The organism is Streptococcus sp. D2 (assembly GCF_006385825.1).
GTDB classification, from domain to species: Bacteria; Bacillota; Bacilli; order Lactobacillales; family Streptococcaceae; genus Streptococcus; species Streptococcus shenyangsis.
Genome location: NZ_VFSI01000001.1, coordinates 140,938 through 159,740, shown reverse-complemented (window position 1 = coordinate 159,740; position 18,803 = coordinate 140,938). Strand labels below are relative to the sequence as shown.

The 18,803-nt window shown below is 40.1% G+C and carries 16 protein-coding genes and 1 pseudogene; 14 read left to right on the top strand and 3 right to left on the bottom strand.

The genetic code is table 11. The annotated features are described in order from the left end of the window. Window positions 1-464: 464 nt before the first annotated feature. From FJR73_RS00660 to FJR73_RS00630, 7 genes are all read left to right on the top strand, one after another. The gene (locus tag FJR73_RS00660; protein WP_140832710.1) at window positions 465-1,007 is read left to right on the top strand and encodes a DUF177 domain-containing protein; all 543 of its coding nucleotides are present in this window, start codon (window positions 465-467) and stop codon (window positions 1,005-1,007) included. Further along, window positions 1,007-1,636, top strand: a complete 630-nt coding sequence (gene nth / locus FJR73_RS00655; RefSeq protein WP_140832707.1) for an endonuclease III — start codon at window positions 1,007-1,009, stop codon at window positions 1,634-1,636. Before FJR73_RS00660 ends, nth begins: the two co-directional genes overlap by 1 nt. 210 nt (window positions 1,637-1,846) lie before the next feature. Beyond that, a complete protein-coding gene (gene pyrR / locus FJR73_RS00650) occupies window positions 1,847-2,368 on the top strand; it encodes a bifunctional pyr operon transcriptional regulator/uracil phosphoribosyltransferase PyrR (protein WP_061759127.1) in 522 nt (173 codons plus the stop codon). An 18-nt stretch (window positions 2,369-2,386) separates the two neighbouring features. Further along, complete coding sequence (locus tag FJR73_RS00645) at window positions 2,387-3,310, top strand: aspartate carbamoyltransferase catalytic subunit (RefSeq protein WP_140832705.1); 924 nt, start codon at window positions 2,387-2,389, stop codon at window positions 3,308-3,310. Window positions 3,311-3,359: 49 nt separating this feature from the next. Further along, window positions 3,360-4,439, top strand: a complete 1,080-nt coding sequence (locus tag FJR73_RS00640; RefSeq protein WP_000166853.1) for a carbamoyl phosphate synthase small subunit — start codon at window positions 3,360-3,362, stop codon at window positions 4,437-4,439. A 447-nt stretch (window positions 4,440-4,886) separates the two neighbouring features. Continuing rightward, window positions 4,887-8,063: a carbamoyl-phosphate synthase large subunit gene (gene carB / locus FJR73_RS00635; RefSeq protein WP_140832703.1), complete on the top strand. Its 3,177-nt coding sequence runs from the start codon at window positions 4,887-4,889 to the stop codon at window positions 8,061-8,063. Window positions 8,064-8,347: 284 nt separating this feature from the next. Then, window positions 8,348-9,265 carry a bifunctional riboflavin kinase/FAD synthetase gene (locus FJR73_RS00630; protein ID WP_000587437.1) on the top strand — a complete coding sequence of 306 codons (918 nt, stop codon included), beginning with the start codon at window positions 8,348-8,350 and terminating at the stop codon, window positions 9,263-9,265. Window positions 9,266-9,352: 87 nt separating this feature from the next. On the opposite strand, the gene FJR73_RS00625 is transcribed toward FJR73_RS00630, so the two are convergent. Next, window positions 9,353-10,201 carry a YitT family protein gene (locus tag FJR73_RS00625; protein WP_000592070.1) on the bottom strand — a complete coding sequence of 283 codons (849 nt, stop codon included), beginning with the start codon at window positions 10,199-10,201 and terminating at the stop codon, window positions 9,353-9,355. A gap of 140 nt (window positions 10,202-10,341) precedes the next feature. Between FJR73_RS00625 and FJR73_RS00620 the strand changes: the two genes are divergently transcribed. The 7 genes and pseudogenes from FJR73_RS00620 (at window position 10,342) to tnpA (ending at window position 16,709) form a co-directional block, all read left to right on the top strand. Continuing rightward, complete coding sequence (locus FJR73_RS00620; protein WP_140832701.1) at window positions 10,342-11,181, top strand: DegV family protein; 840 nt, start codon at window positions 10,342-10,344, stop codon at window positions 11,179-11,181. Window positions 11,182-11,288: 107 nt separating this feature from the next. Further along, on the top strand, window positions 11,289-11,564 hold the full coding sequence (locus tag FJR73_RS00615) for an HU family DNA-binding protein (RefSeq protein WP_001284637.1): 276 nt from the start codon (window positions 11,289-11,291) through the stop codon (window positions 11,562-11,564). A gap of 312 nt (window positions 11,565-11,876) precedes the next feature. Beyond that, window positions 11,877-13,052 (top strand): A/G-specific adenine glycosylase, encoded by a 1,176-nt coding sequence (gene mutY, locus FJR73_RS00610; protein WP_140832699.1) that lies wholly within the window; start codon window positions 11,877-11,879, stop codon window positions 13,050-13,052. A gap of 55 nt (window positions 13,053-13,107) precedes the next feature. Beyond that, on the top strand, window positions 13,108-13,812 hold the full coding sequence (gene yycF / locus FJR73_RS00605; protein WP_140832696.1) for a response regulator YycF: 705 nt from the start codon (window positions 13,108-13,110) through the stop codon (window positions 13,810-13,812). Next, window positions 13,805-15,154, top strand: coding sequence for a cell wall metabolism sensor histidine kinase VicK (gene vicK / locus FJR73_RS00600; protein WP_140832694.1), 1,350 nt, complete (start codon window positions 13,805-13,807; stop codon window positions 15,152-15,154). Before yycF ends, vicK begins: the two co-directional genes overlap by 8 nt. Window position 15,155: 1 nt before the next feature. Continuing rightward, the gene (locus FJR73_RS00595) at window positions 15,156-15,965 is read left to right on the top strand and encodes an MBL fold metallo-hydrolase (protein ID WP_000004965.1); all 810 of its coding nucleotides are present in this window, start codon (window positions 15,156-15,158) and stop codon (window positions 15,963-15,965) included. Between the two features lie 229 nt (window positions 15,966-16,194). Continuing rightward, window positions 16,195-16,709 (top strand): annotated as a pseudogene (gene tnpA / locus FJR73_RS00590) (IS200/IS605 family transposase). Between the two features lie 415 nt (window positions 16,710-17,124). Here the strand turns inward: tnpA and FJR73_RS00585 are convergent. Together FJR73_RS00585 and FJR73_RS00580 are read right to left on the bottom strand one after the other, a co-directional pair. Next, window positions 17,125-17,877: an ABC transporter permease gene (locus FJR73_RS00585; RefSeq protein WP_140832692.1), complete on the bottom strand. Its 753-nt coding sequence runs from the start codon at window positions 17,875-17,877 to the stop codon at window positions 17,125-17,127. A gap of 10 nt (window positions 17,878-17,887) precedes the next feature. After that, the gene (locus FJR73_RS00580; protein ID WP_140832690.1) at window positions 17,888-18,796 is read right to left on the bottom strand and encodes an ATP-binding cassette domain-containing protein; all 909 of its coding nucleotides are present in this window, start codon (window positions 18,794-18,796) and stop codon (window positions 17,888-17,890) included. Window positions 18,797-18,803: the final 7 nt, after the last annotated feature.

Below are 18,803 nucleotides of genomic sequence, written 5' to 3'. Positions count from 1 at the left end.
TGCTTTGAGCAACCTGCGGCTAGCTTCCTAGTTTGATCTTTGATTTTCATTGAGTATAAAATGCCAGAAGAAAGAGCATAAAAGAGCACACAAAAAGAGACAAAAACAAGATCTACTAAATAAAGGTTCTTTATTTGATAGACTTAGTTGTTCATGTCTCACTTACCTCCGAGTATTGGTACCTCTATCCTATACCTTTCAGGATATTTTGTCAACAGAAAACTGGAAATTCAAATCTCTAAAATACCTCTAAAATACGAGTGGTAAGCATTAGTAATGAGTTCTTTATCTTCCATGTGAGCATCCTCCTTGCTCTGATGTATTATTGTCTATAGTATAGCATTGAAAAACAAAAACATAATAGTGAATATGTCAAAAATTTAAATTTTAATTACAAAGTTTGGTGGGCTGATTTGTAGCCTTTTCATGGTATAATCAAGAGAGTAAATCTTTATGGAGGAAGTATGAAATTAAATATTCAAGAAATTCGTAAGCAGTCTGAGGGCTTGCATTTTGAACAAACGTTAGACTTAGCCGCAGATCTGCGTGCACGCAATCAAGAAATTTTAGATGTAAAAGATATCCTTGCAGTTGGGAAAGTACAGTATGAAGACCGTATGTATTTCTTAGATTATCAACTATCTTATACCATTGTTCTTGCTTCAAGTCGCAGTATGGAGCCAGTTGAGTTAGTTGAATCTTATCCAGTCACGGAAGTTTTCATGGAAGGCGCAACTAACCAGCTAGATCAAGAAGTTCTAGATGATGATTTGGTCTTGCCTATCAAAAATGGAGAACTTGACCTTGCTGAGAGCGTGTCAGACAATATCCTGCTTAATATCCCTATCAAGGTCTTGACAGCTGAAGAAGAAGCTGGTCAAGGATTTGTGTCAGGAAATGACTGGCAAATCATGACAGAGGAAGAATACCAAGCTCAACAAGCAGTTAAGAAAGAAGAAAACAGTCCTTTTGCTGGCTTACAAGGACTATTTGATGGGGACGAATAATGGTTTTGTCAAAAAAACGAGCACGAAAAGTGCTAGAAGAAATCATTGCTCTGTTTCCAGATGCTAAGCCTAGTCTTGATTTTACCAATAATTTTGAACTCTTGGTTGCGGTCATGTTGTCAGCTCAGACAACAGACGCAGCAGTAAATAAGGCCACACCAGGTCTCTTTGCTGCCTTTCCAACGCCACAAGCCATGTCTGTAGCGACAGAGAGTGAGATTGCTTCACACATTTCTCGCCTGGGCCTGTATCGGAACAAGGCTAAATTCCTTAAAAAATGTGCCCAGCAGTTACTAGACGATTTTGATGGTCAAGTCCCTCAGACACGTGAGGAATTGGAGAGTTTGGCAGGTGTTGGTCGCAAGACAGCCAATGTTGTTATGAGTGTGGGGTTTGGGATTCCAGCTTTTGCAGTGGATACTCATGTGGAGCGTATTAGCAAACACCACGATATCGTCAAAAAATCAGCGACACCTCTTGAGGTGGAAAAGCGGGTCATGGATATCTTGCCACCGGAGCAGTGGTTAGCTGCCCATCAGGCCATGATTTATTTTGGAAGAGCTATTTGTCATCCTAAAAATCCAGAGTGTGACCAGTACCCACAGTTATATGATTTTAGCAATTTATAAGATGGGGGCTCAAAAGTTTTTGCTTGATTTTAGGTCTACTTTGTGCTATAGTATTTGATAACTAAATATTCCTTTAAACCTGTCCCGTGAGGCAGGCAAGGAGCGCGATAAAGTAGAAGGGTGAAGTCTATACTGTTTGCAGTAGGGCTCGCTTGGCTATACATTTCAAGTCTCCTTGTTTAAGGAGACTTTTCTTTTTGGAGGTTTGTCATGAAGACAAAAGAAGTTGTAGACGAATTGACCGTCAAACGAGCGATTACGCGTATTACCTATGAGATTATCGAACGTAACAAAGATTTGAATAAGATCGTCTTGGCTGGTATTAAAACTCGCGGTGTCTTTATCGCCCACCGAATTCAAGAACGTTTGGAGCAACTAGAAAATCTTTCAGTTCCTGTTGTGGAATTGGATACCAAACCTTTCCGTGATGATATTAAAAGTGGAGAAGATACCTCTTTGGTTTCAGTGGATGTGACAGACCGTGAAGTTATCTTGGTGGATGATGTGCTTTATACAGGTCGTACCATTCGCGCTGCTATTGATAATATTGTCGGTCATGGTCGTCCTGCGCGCGTGAGTTTAGCAGTTCTAGTCGATCGTGGACATAGAGAATTGCCAATCCGTCCAGATTACGTTGGAAAAAATATCCCAACCAGTCGTTCTGAAGAAATCATCGTGGAGATGGCAGAACTTGATGGCCAAGACAGAGTTCTGATTACTGAAGAAGCTTAGAAAGCTAAAGGAGTAGCCATGTCAGAAAATCAACAAGCATTGAACCATGTGGTGTCCATGGAAGACTTCACTGTCGATCAAGTGATGAAATTGATCAAGCGAGGAATTGAGTTTAAAAATGGAGCCCAGCTTCCCTATGAAGACCACCCGATTGTTTCCAATCTTTTCTTTGAGGATTCTACACGGACGCATAAGTCCTTTGAAGTGGCAGAGATTAAACTGGGATTGGAACGACTTGACTTTGATGTGAAGACTAGTTCAGTTAATAAAGGGGAGACACTTTATGATACCATTTTGACTCTGTCTGCTTTAGGAGTGGATGTCTGTGTGATTCGCCACCCAGAGGTTGATTACTACAGAGAGTTAATTGCTAGTCCGACGATTACGACTTCCATCATCAATGGTGGAGATGGTTCGGGACAACACCCTAGCCAAAGCTTGCTGGATTTGATGACTATTTATGAGGAATTTGGCCACTTTGAGGGTCTCAAGGTTGCGATTGCAGGTGACTTGGACCATTCACGCGTTGCCAAATCCAATATGCAGATTTTGAAACGCTTGGGAGCTGAACTTTACTTTGCTGGACCTGAGGAATGGAGAAGTCAAGAGTTTGCAGACTATGGACAGTTTGTAACCATTGATGAAATCATTGATCAGGTGGATGTCATGATGTTTCTCCGTGTGCAACATGAACGCCATGATAGTGGAGCTGTCTTTTCAAAAGAAGACTACCATGCCCAACATGGCTTGACTCAAGAACGTTATGACCGTTTGAAAGAAACAGCAATCCTCATGCACCCAGCTCCAGTCAACCGTGATGTAGAAATCGCAGACCACTTGGTTGAAGCACCAAAATCACGGATTGTCCAACAAATGACCAATGGTGTCTTTGTTAGAATGGCAATCTTAGAATCCGTACTGGCGAGTAGAAACGCCAACTAAAACACAAGACGTTAAAAGACGCCAGTGAGCGTCCACGAGAGGTGAAAATATGACAAAAAGACTTCTAGTATTAGAAGATGGCACAGTTTTTGAAGGCAAGGCCTTCGGAGCAGATATTGATGTAACAGGCGAAATTGTCTTTAATACAGGGATGACCGGCTACCAAGAATCCATTACAGACCAGTCTTATAATGGACAAATCTTGACCTTTACTTATCCTTTGGTAGGAAATTATGGAATTAACCGTGATGATTATGAATCCATCATTCCAACTTGTAAGGGAGTCGTTGTTTTCGAAGAAGCACGTAGAGCAAGCAACTGGCGAAATCAAATGACGCTGGATGAATTTTTGAAAGCCAAGAAAATTCCGGGTATTTCAGGTATTGATACGCGTGCTCTTACCAAGATTATCCGTAAGCATGGCACTATGCGTGCAACCTTGACCCATGTTGGGGACAGCATGGACCATGTAACTGACCAGCTCCAAGCAACAGTCTTGCCTACAGATAATATCAAGCAGGTTTCTACTAAAACTTCATATCCAGCTCCAGGAGTTGGTTTGAGCGTGGTGCTAGTGGACTTTGGTCTCAAGCACTCAATCTTACGTGAGCTTTCTAAGCGTAACTGTAATGTGACGGTTGTTCCTTATTCGACAACGGCTGAAGAAATTCTCCATCTCAATCCTGACGGAGTTATGTTGTCAAACGGTCCAGGTAACCCAGAAGATGTTCCACAAGCACTCGACATGATTCGCGGTGTGCAAGGGAAAATCCCAATCTTTGGTATTTGTATGGGGCATCAACTCTTTGCAATGGCAAATGGTGCTAAGACTTATAAGATGAAATTTGGTCACCGTGGCTTTAACCATGCAGTACGTGAAATTGCAACAGGACGAGTAGACTTTACTAGCCAAAACCATGGTTATGCAGTTAGCCGTGAAGATTTGCCAGAGCACTTGATCATTACCCACGAAGAAATCAATGATAAGTCAGTTGAAGGTGTGCGTCACAGATATCAACCTGCCTTCTCTGTCCAATATCACCCAGACGCAGCCCCTGGTCCACACGACGCAAGCTACCTATTCGACGAGTTTATAGAGATGATGGAAGCTTTTAAACAATCAAACTAAGAACGAGTAAAAGCTCGTCGGAGAATTTATGTAACTAAACTCGGACGGAAAGCTTGGAATTTAGAGAAACCAATTTGGATTGTCAATCCTTCCTTGGTTTCCTAAAATTCAATCGCTTTCTATTCGTCCTTTGTATCTTATTTAATGGCAGCCAGAGAGTTGCCGAATAGAAAGGCAGGTCGTTTCTTTTAGTCGCTATTAGGCGAACTAAAAACTCCCTGCACTAGATTTTTTACCGAAAAGTATCGTTTCGCTAAAAAATCGTCGGAGAATTTATTTAATGTCGCTCAGTGAGGCGACGAATAGAAAGGAGAAGATACATTGTTCGCGGAAGTGAACACGCCCTAAGAACTGTGTGAAAAAGATAAACATCGTCTTGACGCTGAAGGCGTCTGCACCGAGTTTCCTATTTTCACTGTGTTCTTTACGGGCTTTGTATCATAAACTATGCCTAAACGTACTGATATTCAAAAAATTATGGTGATTGGTTCTGGTCCGATTATTATTGGTCAGGCTGCTGAGTTTGACTATGCTGGGACCCAGGCTTGCTTGTCTTTGAAAGAGGAAGGGTATGAGGTTGTTTTGGTTAACTCAAACCCTGCAACCATTATGACGGACAAGGAGATTGCGGACAAGGTCTATATCGAACCGATTACACTTGAGTTTGTAACGCGTATTCTTCGTAAGGAACGTCCAGATGCCTTGCTACCAACCCTTGGTGGTCAAACTGGTCTTAATATGGCCATGGAATTGTCTAAAAATGGTATCCTAGATGAGCTTGGTGTTGAACTTCTGGGTACCAAATTATCTGCCATTGACCAAGCGGAGGACCGTGACCTATTTAAACAGTTGATGGAAGAATTGGAACAACCCATTCCAGAATCAGAAATTGTAAATACAGTTGAGGAAGCAGTTGCCTTTGCAGCAACAATTGACTACCCAGTTATCGTTCGTCCAGCCTTTACCCTTGGTGGTACTGGTGGTGGTATGTGTGCCAATGAGGAAGAATTGCGTGAAATAGCTGAAAATGGGTTGAAATTGTCACCTGTTACCCAATGTTTGATTGAGCGTTCAATCGCAGGTTTCAAGGAAATTGAGTACGAAGTGATGCGTGACTCAGCTGACAATGCTTTGGTTGTTTGTAACATGGAAAACTTTGACCCAGTTGGGATTCACACAGGGGATTCCATTGTATTTGCCCCTGCGCAAACCATGTCAGACTATGAAAACCAAATGCTTCGTGATGCAAGCTTGAGCATTATTCGTGCCCTTAAGATTGAAGGTGGATGTAATGTTCAGCTGGCCCTGGACCCACACAGTTTCAAGTATTATGTCATCGAAGTAAACCCTCGTGTATCACGTTCGTCAGCCCTTGCCTCTAAGGCTACAGGATATCCGATTGCAAAATTGGCTGCTAAGATTGCAGTAGGTTTGACCTTGGATGAGGTTATTAACCCAGTTACAGGTTCAACTTATGCCATGTTTGAGCCTGCCCTTGACTACGTGGTTGCTAAGATTCCTCGTTTCCCATTTGACAAGTTTGAAAAAGGTGAGCGCCGTCTTGGTACCCAGATGAAGGCGACTGGAGAAGTCATGGCAATCGGTCGTAATATCGAGGAATCTCTCCTTAAGGCTTGTCGTTCCCTTGAAATTGGGGTTCATCATAACGAGATTCCAGAACTTGCCAGTGTTTCAGATGATGACTTGATTGAAAAGGTTGTGAAAGCCCAAGACGATCGTCTCTTCTATGTATCAGAAGCTATTCGTCGTGGTTATACACCTGAAGAGATTGCTGAATTGACTAAGATTGATATCTTCTATCTGGATAAACTCTTGCATATCTTTGAAATTGAGCAAGAATTAGGTGCCCATCCACAAAATCTAGAAATTTTGAAAACAGCCAAACTCAATGGTTTCTCAGATCGTAAGATTGCTGAACTCTGGGAAACGACTGCTGAGCACGTTCGTCAACTTCGCTTGGAAAACAAGATTGTTCCAGTTTATAAGATGGTCGATACTTGTGCGGCAGAGTTCGATTCTGAAACGCCATATTTCTATTCAACCTATGGTTGGGAAAATGAATCTATCAAGTCTGATAAAGAATCTGTACTTGTCCTAGGTTCAGGTCCAATCCGTATCGGTCAAGGGGTCGAGTTTGACTACGCAACTGTTCATTCAGTTAAGGCTATTCAGGCGGCTGGCTATGAAGCCATCATCATGAATTCAAACCCAGAGACCGTTTCTACAGACTTCTCTGTATCAGATAAGCTTTACTTTGAGCCGTTGACATTCGAAGATGTTATGAATGTCATTGACTTGGAGCAACCAAAAGGGGTTATCGTTCAGTTTGGTGGTCAAACAGCTATCAACCTTGCGGAGCCATTGGCAAAAGCAGGTGTGACCATTTTGGGGACACAGGTTGCTGACCTAGACCGTGCCGAAGACCGTGACCTCTTCGAGCAAGCTCTAAAAGACCTGGATATTCCACAGCCACCAGGACAAACGGCTACCAATGAAGAAGAAGCAGTCCTTGCAGCTCGCAAGATTGGCTTCCCAGTTCTTGTCCGCCCATCTTATGTACTTGGTGGACGTGCCATGGAAATCGTTGAAAACGAAGAAGACCTTCGTTCTTACATGCGAACTGCTGTTAAGGCTAGTCCAGACCACCCAGTTCTTGTCGACTCTTATATCGTTGGACAAGAGTGTGAAGTTGATGCCATTTCAGACGGTGAAAATGTCCTTATCCCTGGTATCATGGAACATATCGAACGTGCCGGTGTCCACTCAGGTGACTCAATGGCCGTTTACCCACCACAAACCTTGTCGCAAAAGGTTCAGGAAACCATTGCAGACTACACAAAACGCCTAGCAATCGGTCTTAACTGCCTTGGAATGATGAACATCCAGTTTGTTATCAAGGATGAAAAAGTCTACGTTATTGAGGTCAATCCACGTGCCAGTCGTACGGTTCCATTTCTTTCTAAAGTGACCAATATCCCTATGGCTCAAGTAGCGACTAAGCTCATTCTTGGTCAAAAACTTGAAGAACTTGGCTACCAAGATGGACTTTACCCTGAAAGCACTCGCGTTCATATCAAGGCACCTGTCTTCTCCTTTACCAAACTAGCTAAGGTAGACAGCTTACTTGGTCCTGAAATGAAGTCAACAGGGGAAGTTATGGGTTCTGATACGACTTTGGAAAAAGCTCTCTATAAGGCCTTTGAAGCTTCTTACTTACACTTGCCAACTTTTGGTAACGTTGTATTTACCATCGCTGATGATACCAAAGAAGAAGCCTTGGACTTGGCTCGTCGTTTCCAAAATATTGGCTATGGTATCCTCGCGACAGAAGGGACAGCAGCCTTCTTTGCCAGTCATGGATTGCAAGCCCAACCTGTTGGTAAGATTGGTGATGACGATAAGGATATTCCAAGCTTTGTTCGTAAAGGAAGAATTCAAGCTATCATTAATACAGTAGGAACCAAACGAACTGCTGACGAAGATGGTGAGCAGATTCGCCGTTCAGCCATTGAACACGGAGTGCCCCTCTTTACAGCTCTAGATACAGCTAATGCCATGCTTAAGGTACTTGAAAGCCGTAGTTTTGTTACAGAAGCAATCTAGTTTAGAAAGAATTTTCACAGTTAAAAAGTCAGCGTCAGAAAATGCTGGCTTTTTACGATATTAGTGCAGGCTATTCAACTATTATAGTTTTTCACTTAAGAATGATTATGAACTGTGATGCGATAAGAATAAATTAGGAATAGCGTACAATTCAATCATTCATTTTTTATTGTACTATTTTTTGAACAGTACTGCCTTTTGCAAAAATGGCTATTTCAGGTTAAAAAAACGACATTTCAGATTTTCTGTTCCAGAAATAGCTATCGCTATGATATAATTATTTTATGATTATTACTATTCCTATAAAAAACCAAAAAGATATTGGCACACCATCTGATTCAGTCGTTGTTCTCGGCTATTTTGATGGTATACATAAGGGGCATCAAGAATTATTTCGTGTTGCCAATAAGGCTGCGAGAAAGGATTTATTGCCTATCGTCGTTATGACCTTTAATGAATCTCCAAAGATCGCTTTAGAGCCTTATCATCCTGACCTATTTTTACATATTTTGAACCCTGCTGAACGTGAAAGAAAATTAAAACGCGAAGGTGTAGAAGAATTATATCTCCTTGATTTTAGTAGCCAATTTGCTAGTCTCACGGCAGAAGAATTTTTTGCAACTTATATCAAGGCTATGAATGCCAAAATTATTGTTGCAGGTTTTGATTATACATTTGGTTCTGACAAAAAAACAGCAGAAGATTTAAAGGATTACTTTGATGGAGAAGTCATTATTGTCCCACCTGTAGAAGATGAGAAAGGAAAGATTAGTTCAACACGTATCCGTCAAGCTATTTTAGATGGAAATGTGAAAGAAGCAGGAGAACTTTTGGGGGCGCCACTTCCGTCGAGAGGTATGGTGGTTCATGGTAATGCTCGTGGTCGTACGATTGGTTATCCGACAGCTAATTTGGTGCTTTTAGACCGTACTTATATGCCAGCAGATGGCGTTTATGTCGTTGATGTTGAGATTCAACGCCAGAAGTATCGTGCTATGGCTAGTGTCGGGAAAAATGTGACCTTTGATGGAGAAGAAGCACGTTTTGAAGTCAATATTTTTGATTTTAATCAAGATATTTATGGGGAAACCGTCATGGTTTATTGGCTCGATCGCATTCGAGATATGACCAAATTTGACTCAGTTGATCAATTAGTGGATCAGTTAAAGGCAGATGAAGAAGTAGCTCGCAATTGGTCTTAAGAGTTTGAGTAATTAAAAAAGAGGTTGTCTGTAACCCAAAAGATAGATGATTTAGTCTAACTTTTGAGGTCACTACACTACCTCTTTTTATTCTTTTTCAAAGGTGAAGCCTTCTCCAAGGATTTCATGGGCTTCTGTGATCGTGATAAAGGCTTGAGGGTCAATTCGATGAATCATTTCCTTCATTTTCACAATCTCATTTCTACCGACAATACAGTAGATAATCTTCAAATCTTTTTGACTATAGTAGCCTTGACCGGAAATAAAAGTAACACCTCTTCCTAGGTCATCATTAATCGCCTTAGCAAGTTGATCAGGACGTTTTGTGATAATCATAAAGCCTTTACCAGCATAGCCACCTTCGCCAATCAAATCAATAACACGAGAAACGATAAAATCAAATAATAGCGTGTAAGAAACCAATCTCAAATCCTTGAAGATGAGGAGGATAAGCATAAGAATACAAAAATCTAAGATAAAGAGTAGTTTCCCCATGGATATATGAGTGTATTTGTTGAGAATACGAGCTACAATATCAGTTCCGCCAGTTGTCCCACCAGCATTAAAGATAATTCCGAGCCCAATTCCTAATAGAATTCCAGCTATAAGGGCTGTAATCAGTAAATCACCTTGCAGATCAATATGAAGGGGAATACGCTCAAAAAAAGCCAACCAGGCAGACAAGGCTAAGGTTCCGAGCAAACTAGAATAGAGGGATTTTGCTCCAAATATTTTCCAAGCTAGGATAAAAAGGGGAATGTTAATCAGCAGGTTCATGAGGGAAACAGGGATTTTAAAAAGATAAAAGGTGATGAGGGTAATACCTGTCGCTCCTCCTTCAAAGAGGTGATGAGGAACTACAAAATAAGTTAGCCCAAAAGCATAAATGGCAGCACCTAGTAAAATGGTTAAAACGGGATAAATTTTTTTAATCATAGGAACCTCTTTTCTTATAAGTAGATTATATCAAATTTTTAAGGAAAATTTGAATGACTCCATTAGGATTTTTAATCTTTTTTTGATATAATTAGAAGTAAGAAAGCCAATCTGAATCCTAAAATAGAAAGATTGATACTATGACAAAAATTAAGATTGTAACCGATTCATCTGTTACTATTGAACCAGAACTAGTAAAACAATTAGATATAACAATTGTTCCATTATCTGTAATGATTGATAATGTTGTTTATTCTGATGCGGATTTGAAAGAAGAAGGTAAATTTCTTCAGTTGATGCAAGAAGCTAAGAATCTTCCGAAAACAAGTCAGCCACCTGTAGGTGTCTTTGCTGAAGTATTTGAAGACCTATGCAAGGATGGTAGTCAGATTATCGCTATTCATATGTCCCATGCTCTTTCGGGGACTGTAGAAGCAGCGCGTCAAGGTGCTAGCCTATCTACTGCAGATGTGACTGTTCTTGATAGCTCTTTTACAGATCAAGCCTTGAAATTCCAAGTTGTTGAGGCTGCGAGATTAGCTCAAGAAGGCAAAGACATGGAGACCATTTTATCTCATGTAGAAGAGGTTAAAAACCACACAGAACTTTATATTGGCGTTTCAACTTTGGAAAATCTTGTCAAAGGTGGACGAATTGGCCGTGTAACCGGATTGTTGAGTTCACTTCTCAATATCCGTGTTGTCATGCAGATGAAGGACCATGAATTGCAGCCAATTGTTAAAGGTCGTGGAGCTAAAACTTTTAAAAAATGGTTGGATGAGTTGACAGCATCTCTCTCTGAACGTTCTGTAGCAGAGATTGGAATTTCATATTCTGGTAGTGCTGATTGGGCAAAAGAGATGAAAGAAAACTTACAAGCCTACGTTGAAAAGCCAATTTCAGTTTTGGAAACAGGATCTATTATTCAAACTCACACGGGTGAAAACGCTTGGGCTATTTTGGTACGTTACCACTCCTAAAAAAATAAATAAAATGGGAAGAAATAGCGTTTTTAACTTGACCTAAAAGAGATTTTAGGATATGATTATACTTGTTAATTAGAAAATAAATTGGAGGAATCGTTAACATGGCAAACAAACAAGATTTGATCGCTAAAGTAGCAGAAGCTACAGAATTGACTAAGAAAGACTCAGCAGCAGCAGTTGAAGCTGTATTTGCAGCAGTAGCTGACTACCTTGCAGCTGGTGAAAAAGTTCAATTGATCGGTTTTGGTAACTTTGAAGTTCGTGAGCGTGCTGCACGTAAAGGTCGCAACCCACAAACTGGTAAAGAAATCACAATTGCAGCTTCTAAAGTTCCAGCATTCAAAGCTGGTAAAGCTCTTAAAGACGCTGTTAAATAATCAGCCTTTAAAAAGCCTATTGTATCAAGCTTTCTAGCTTGGTCAATAGGCTTTTATTTTTCATTTTTTCACTTGTTTTAGGATGATATCAACCTGCATTTTCATTGTTTTATAAGAGAGATGAGTCTTTATGGTTTATTTGTCTCAAAATCAAACCCTGAAGGTGGATAATCGCATTCTATGATATTTTATTGATTTTCAGTTGTAATCATATCAAATATTTAAGTAGAAAGAAAAATCATATACTATCTATTGAAAATATTATAAATCAGATAAAAAGACAGGTGAAATCTTCTGTGTTATACTAGAGATATGTTAGATTTGAAAGAATACGGTATCGTCATGTGGTCGGAGGAAAAGATCATTTCTTTCCGTGAGAAACTTCTTAGTTGGTATGATGAAAACAAAAGAGATTTACCGTGGCGCAGAAGTAAAAATCCTTATCATATCTGGGTGTCTGAAATCATGCTCCAGCAGACCAGGGTGGATACGGTTATTCCCTATTATAAACGATTCTTGGAATGGTTTCCGACCGTGGAAAGTTTGGCAACTGCACCTGAAGAAGGTTTGTTGAAGGCTTGGGAAGGTTTGGGCTATTATTCTCGAGTTCGTAATATGCAGGCTGCTGCTCAACAGATTATGGCTGATTTTGGTGGTCAATTTCCAAACACCTATGAAGGAATTTCCAGCCTGAAAGGAATTGGACCTTACACAGCAGGAGCCATTTCCAGTATTGCTTTTAACTTGCCTGAGCCAGCTGTAGATGGTAATGTCATGCGGGTCTTGGCGCGTCTATTTGAAGTTAATCACGATATTGGGATTCCAAGTAATCGCAAAATTTTTCAGGCAATGATGGAAATTCTGATTGACCCAGAACGGCCAGGTGACTTTAATCAAGCCTTGATGGACTTAGGATCTGATATTGAGGCTCCTGTAAATCCTAGGCCAGAAGAGAGTCCAGTGAAGGATTTTAGTGCGGCATATCAGAATGGAAGCATGGACCGTTATCCAATTAAGGCTCCAAAGAAAAAGCCTGTTCCTATTTATCTTAAAGCCTTGGTGGTCAAAAATACTCAGGGGCAATTTTTACTTGAAAAAAATGAAAGTGAAAAGCTATTGGCAGGTTTTTGGCATTTCCCCTTGATAGAAGTTGATAACTTTTCGCAAGAAGAACAGTTTGACCTCTTTCATCAGGTTGCGGAAGAAAACGTGAACTTTGGTCCAAGTCCAGAAGAGAGTTTCCAGCAGGACTATGACTTAGAAGTTGATTGGCTTGATGTTTATTTTGAGACTGTCAAGCATGTCTTTAGTCATCGCAAGTGGCATGTTCAAATTGTAGCAGGTCAGGTAAGTGACTTCCATGACTTTTCAGATAGGGAAGTTCGCTGGCTTTCACCAGAAGAGTTTAAGAATTATCCACTTGCCAAACCCCAACAAAAAATCTGGCAGGCTTATGCAAAAGCCAATATAGACAGTAGCAAAGACTAGCTATTGTGTCTTCTTGTTATTTTTTTGGTATAATAGTAGAGAAAAAGGTGAACATATGAAAAAAATATTAATTGTAGATGATGAAAAACCAATCTCGGATATTATCAAGTTTAATATGACCAAGGAAGGTTACGAAGTTGTAACTGCTTTTAACGGTCGTGAAGCGCTAGAGCAATTTGAAGCATCAAATCCAGATATTATTATTCTGGATTTGATGCTTCCAGAAATTGATGGCTTAGAAGTTGCGAAGACTATTCGCAAGACCAGTAGTGTGCCTATTATCATGCTTTCAGCTAAGGATAGCGAATTTGACAAGGTTATCGGTTTAGAGCTTGGGGCGGATGACTATGTGACAAAACCCTTCTCGAATCGTGAGTTGCAGGCGCGTGTTAAAGCACTTCTGCGTCGTTCTCAGCCTATGCCAGTAGATGAGCAGGAAGGAGACAGCAAACCTCAGCCTATCCAAATTGGAGATTTAGAAATTGTTCCAGATGCCTATGTTGCTAAGAAATACGGTGAAGAACTAGACTTAACCCACCGTGAATTTGAACTCTTGTACCACTTGGCTTCTCATATCGGTCAAGTGATTACACGTGAACACTTGCTTGAAACGGTCTGGGGTTACGATTATTTCGGAGATGTTCGAACAGTCGACGTAACTATTAGACGTTTGCGTGAGAAGATTGAAGACACACCAAGCCGTCCTGAGTATATTCTAACACGTCGTGGTGTTGGTTATTATATGAGAAATAATGATTAAACTAATTAAAGACACAGTTTTAACTAGTGATTTTATCTTTGTCCTCATTCTACTTGGCTTTATTTTAGTCGTGACCTTGCTTTTACTAGAAAATCGTCGGGATAATATTCGGTTGAAGAAAATCAATCAAAAGGTAAAGGATTTAATTGCAGGAGATTATTCTCGAGTATTGGATTTACAGGGAAGTTCTGAAATTACAAATATTACTAATAATCTCAATGATATGTCAGAAGTGATTCGACTGACTCAAGAAAATCTTGAACAAGAAACTAAGAGACTAAATAGTATTCTGTCTTACATGACTGACGGAGTCCTTGCAACCAATCGTCGTGGCAAGATTACCATGATTAATGACATGGCTAAGAAACAGCTAGGTGTTCAGAAAGAAGATGTTCTTAATAAAAGCATTTTAGAATTGCTTAAGATTGCAGATGAGTATGAACTTCGCGATTTGATCACCCAGATTCCTGAGCTTATGATTGATTCTCAGGATGGTAATGGTGAATATCTGAGTCTTCGTGTACGTTTTGCTTTAATCCGTCGTGAGTCCGGCTTTATCTCTGGTCTGGTTGCTGTTTTACACGATACGACGGAGCAGGAGAAGGAAGAGCGCGAACGGAGGCTCTTTGTTTCCAACGTTAGTCATGAGCTACGTACTCCTCTAACTAGTGTGAAATCTTATCTTGAAGCCTTGGATGAAGGAGCATTATCAGAACCTGTTGCACCAGACTTTATCAAGGTCTCTCTAGACGAAACTAACCGTATGATGCGGATGGTGACAGACCTTCTCCATCTTTCACGTATTGATAATGCAACCAGTCATTTGGATGTAGAGCTGATTAATTTCACTGCTTTTATTACCTTTATTCTTAACCGTTTTGATAAGATGAGGGGACCAGATGAAGAGAAGAAATATGATTTGGTAAGGGATTATCCGATTACTTCAGTCTGGATAGAGATTGATACAGATAAAATGACACAGGTGATTGACAACATTCTTAACAATGCTATTAAGTATTCTCCAGATGGTGGGAAAATTACAGTGACCATGAAGACAACCGATGATCAGATGATTTTATCCATCTCAGACCAAGGATTGGGTATTCCTAAGCAGGATTTACCACGTATCTTTGACCGTTTTTATCGTGTGGATCGCGCTAGAAGTCGTGCCCAAGGTGGTACGGGTCTAGGACTAGCAATTGCTAAAGAAATTGTCAAACAACATGAGGGCTTTATTTGGGCTAAGAGTGAATACGGTAAGGGATCAACCTTCACCATTGTGCTCCCTTATGATAAGGATGCAGTGAAAGAAGAAGTATGGGAGGATGAAGTAGAAGACTAGAATGAGTGAAACAGGCTTTAAATACAGTATTTTAGCGTCGGGTTCCAGTGGCAATTCCTTTTATCTGGAAACTCCAAAAAAGAAACTTTTAGTGGATGCCGGCTTGTCTGGGAAAAAAATTACCAGCCTACTTGCTGAAATTAATCGCAAGCCAGAAGATTTGGATGCCATCCTGATTACGCATGAGCATTCTGACCATATTCATGGAGTAGGTGTTTTGGCTCGTAAGTATGGTATGGATTTGTATGCCAATGAAAAGACCTGGCAGGCTATGGAAAACAGCAAGTATCTTGGCAAGGTGGATTCTTCGCAAAAGCATATCTTTGAAATGGGCAAAACCAAAACCTTTGGAGATATCGACATCGAGAGTTTTGGTGTTAGCCATGACGCAGTCGCACCGCAGTTCTATCGCTTTATGAAGGATGACAAGAGTTTTGTCATGCTGACTGATACAGGTTATGTTAGTGATCGTATGGCTGGCATTGTTGAAAATGCGGATGGCTATCTCATAGAATCTAATCATGATGTGGAGATTTTGCGAGCAGGTTCTTACGCTTGGCGACTCAAACAACGAATCCTATCGGATCTTGGTCACCTTTCTAATGAGGATGGTGCTGAAGCTATGATTCGGACCTTAGGAAACCGCACTAAGAAGATCTACCTTGGGCATTTATCTAAGGAGAACAATATCAAGGAACTGGCTCATATGACCATGGTCAATCAGCTGGCGCAAGCTGATCTAGGTGTAGGAGTAGACTTTAAGGTTTACGATACCTCACCAGATACCGCAACACCATTGACTGAGATATAAAAAGAAGGCTCTTTGTCAACTGTAGAGGTGCAGATAAGCTAAACTCAAGAAAGGACAAATTTCGTCCTTTCTTTTTTATTATGTGACTTTCAGTCCGTCTCGCTCCGTTAGGTGCGAGACAAAAAAACCACCCGCTATGCGGGTGCGCGTCGAAGGTTATACCCAAAAAACTCCAAACGCGATACAATAAAGGTGTTCAAGGCAATTGTAAAGCGAAAGAGTCAAAAATATGGCACAAAAGGCTCATAGTTTATCACACACAAAGTGGCACTGTTCTATCACATTATGCTCAACCCTAAGTATAGACGAAAAGTCATCTATAATCAATATAGAAGTAGTTTAGGCGAAATATTTCATCGCTTGTGTAGTTATAAAGGAGTTGAAATTATCGAGGGTCACTTAATGCCAGACCATGTGCATATGTTAGTAAGTATTCCACCAAGGATAAGTGTTTCGAGTTTCATGGGTTATTTAAAAGGAAAAAGTGCGCTCATGATGTTTGATAAACACGCCAATCTCAAGTACAAGTTTGTGAATCGGCATTTCTGGGCGGAAGGTTATTATATGAGTACGGTGGGACTCAATGAAGCTACAATTAAGAAAAATATCCAAGATTAAAGAAATGGTCCAGTGGATGATTTCTTCACGAGTATGAAAATTTGAGAACGAGTAAAGCATGATATAGCACTAGATAAATTAAGTGTAAAAGAGTATGAGGATCCCTTTAGGGATAGTGGTAAGTGATACTAAAGCCTCTTTAAGAGGCAAGTGACGAGTCAAGAGCAATAAGGCTTGAACAAAGTGAAAGCCAGCGTCTTTAGGCGCTGGCTGGTAATTTGGGCTTATAGCCCTGGAACAAATCACCCGTTTGACGGGTGGTCATGATTTGAAAAAAAACATGTGTGACATGTTTTTCTACCACCCAATCTAAGGTATTGTGAAGAGCTACAGTATAGTAGATTGAAATAGAATCTAAACAAATTGATTAAGAAATTTAAAGTAATTTCTAAAAATATTTTAGAAGCGATATTGTGCAATTCTAGATTCAATCTACTATAAAGACCACGGATTTGTATTGTTCATCTTTATTATAAGGTAAACTTCAAGGTGAACTTCTTTTTCTATCATGAGTTAGCAGGCTCTACCTGCTTGAAGTTTTTTATAGACTTTTCTTTTTGAAAACTGTCAGTCCACTTATATTAAAAATTACAATAACAGCTAAAGTAACTATAAGTGTATAGAAAATGGATTCACTATTAGCAGTCATTGCATAGAAAAACTGCAATGATAAATATGGCAAAATTTTGATATTTGGGAAGATGAGCATTGGCATAGAAAGTAAGATAGAGCTGACCAAATAACCAATAAATACCGCAAGATAAGAATGACTAACATAGAGAATGAAGGAAACAATGGAAAGCCAAGCAAGGAGGCAAAGGAATTGAAGGAAAATGGTTACCAGTAGATTGCCAATAAAGCCATCAGGCATAGTTCCAAATCCATTTAAGATAGTTGCTGGAATAAATGCAATCACAAGACAGATGATGACTTGCAAAAGTGCAATACAAGTCAATACAAAGGCTTTGGCAAGGAAAAACTCGGTACGAGAAACACCCACTGTTAAATTATTTTTATAGAGTTTACCGATTAAATCAACTCCAAGAACGAGGCAGGCTAGGATGATACAGAGAAAAACGAGGTTTGAACCTTGACTAGAAGCGTTAATAAGTGCTTGTACACCGTCCCAACCATGGGTTGGAATTTCTGGTTCTTCTGTCTGGATTGCCATCAGATGACCAGTAGCTCCTATACTTGCACCCATTAGCATGAGAGCAAAGAGAATGAATTCTGTAATCCAAAAACCTTTGGAACGGAAAAGACGGTAAAAGTCTGCTTGAATGGTATGTATCATGATTTTCCTCCTATTGGACCAATTGAGTGAAGTATTCTTCTAGGTTTTGACGGGCATAGTAAATCTCGTCAATGGCGACATCTGCCAAGGTTAATTCCTTAAGAATCTGTTTGACATCTTGTTCCTGACCAAAGATATGGATTTCATTTTCTGGATTCACAACCTTGAACTGGAGCTGGATTTGTTCTTTCAATACTTGACAAGCTTTCTCTTGGTCAGCTGTCTTAAGAACAATGTAATCCTCGCTTAGTGTTTCAAATTCAGCTTTGCTGATTTCACGGATAATCTTGCCTTGATCTAATATTCCAAAGCGATTAGCTACGAGGTAGAGTTCTGACAAGATATGACTAGAGATGAGAATGGTTATCCCTTTTTCTTGATTGAGCCGTTGAATCATCAGACGAAATTCTTTGATACCGATTGGGTCGAGACCATTGATAGGTTCATCTAAGATCAGGAAGTCTGGTTTAGATAGGAGGGCAATGGCGATACCAAGTCTTTGTTTCATTCCTAGCGAGAAATCACGAAAGACTTTTTTACCTGTATCTGACAAGCCTACATAGTCCAGCGTTTCTCGAATGACTTGATCAGCATTTGGAACATGACGAATCATACAGTAATATTTCAGGTTTTGATAGGCTGTTAAGTGATTATGAGCTACAGGTGATTCGATAACTGAACCTACTCGAGATAGAGACTTGCTCCATTCATTTTCCGAATGGCTAGAGAAGAGGGAAACTGTTCCTTTATCCGCAAAGAGTAGTTGCGTAATGATTTTTATCAAAGTGGTCTTCCCAGCTCCGTTCTTCCCGATAAGTCCATAAATATCTCCCTCTCTTATCGTTAGATGAAGATCCTGAAGGATAGCTTGTTTGTCGAAGTTTTTGGACAATCCATGAATGTCAAGTACTGTTTTCATGATTCTC

Bases quoted from the DNA above. Each gene is read 5' to 3' on its own strand.
- vicK (WP_140832694.1), top strand. From the start codon at position 13,805: ATGATTAAACTAATTAAAGACACAGTTTTAACTAGTGATTTTATCTTT.
- carB (WP_140832703.1), top strand. From the start codon at position 4,887: ATGCCTAAACGTACTGATATTCAAAAAATTATGGTGATTGGTTCTGGT.
- FJR73_RS00645 (WP_140832705.1), top strand. From the start codon at position 2,387: ATGTCAGAAAATCAACAAGCATTGAACCATGTGGTGTCCATGGAAGAC.
- FJR73_RS00625 (WP_000592070.1), bottom strand. From the start codon at position 10,201: ATGATTAAAAAAATTTATCCCGTTTTAACCATTTTACTAGGTGCTGCC.
- nth (WP_140832707.1), top strand. From the start codon at position 1,007: ATGGTTTTGTCAAAAAAACGAGCACGAAAAGTGCTAGAAGAAATCATT.
- FJR73_RS00585 (WP_140832692.1), bottom strand. From the start codon at position 17,877: ATGATACATACCATTCAAGCAGACTTTTACCGTCTTTTCCGTTCCAAA.
- FJR73_RS00620 (WP_140832701.1), top strand. From the start codon at position 10,342: ATGACAAAAATTAAGATTGTAACCGATTCATCTGTTACTATTGAACCA.
- FJR73_RS00630 (WP_000587437.1), top strand. From the start codon at position 8,348: ATGATTATTACTATTCCTATAAAAAACCAAAAAGATATTGGCACACCA.
- FJR73_RS00660 (WP_140832710.1), top strand. From the start codon at position 465: ATGAAATTAAATATTCAAGAAATTCGTAAGCAGTCTGAGGGCTTGCAT.
- FJR73_RS00640 (WP_000166853.1), top strand. From the start codon at position 3,360: ATGACAAAAAGACTTCTAGTATTAGAAGATGGCACAGTTTTTGAAGGC.
- FJR73_RS00615 (WP_001284637.1), top strand. From the start codon at position 11,289: ATGGCAAACAAACAAGATTTGATCGCTAAAGTAGCAGAAGCTACAGAA.
- mutY (WP_140832699.1), top strand. From the start codon at position 11,877: ATGTTAGATTTGAAAGAATACGGTATCGTCATGTGGTCGGAGGAAAAG.
- FJR73_RS00580 (WP_140832690.1), bottom strand. From the start codon at position 18,796: ATGAAAACAGTACTTGACATTCATGGATTGTCCAAAAACTTCGACAAA.
- pyrR (WP_061759127.1), top strand. From the start codon at position 1,847: ATGAAGACAAAAGAAGTTGTAGACGAATTGACCGTCAAACGAGCGATT.
- yycF (WP_140832696.1), top strand. From the start codon at position 13,108: ATGAAAAAAATATTAATTGTAGATGATGAAAAACCAATCTCGGATATT.
- FJR73_RS00595 (WP_000004965.1), top strand. From the start codon at position 15,156: ATGAGTGAAACAGGCTTTAAATACAGTATTTTAGCGTCGGGTTCCAGT.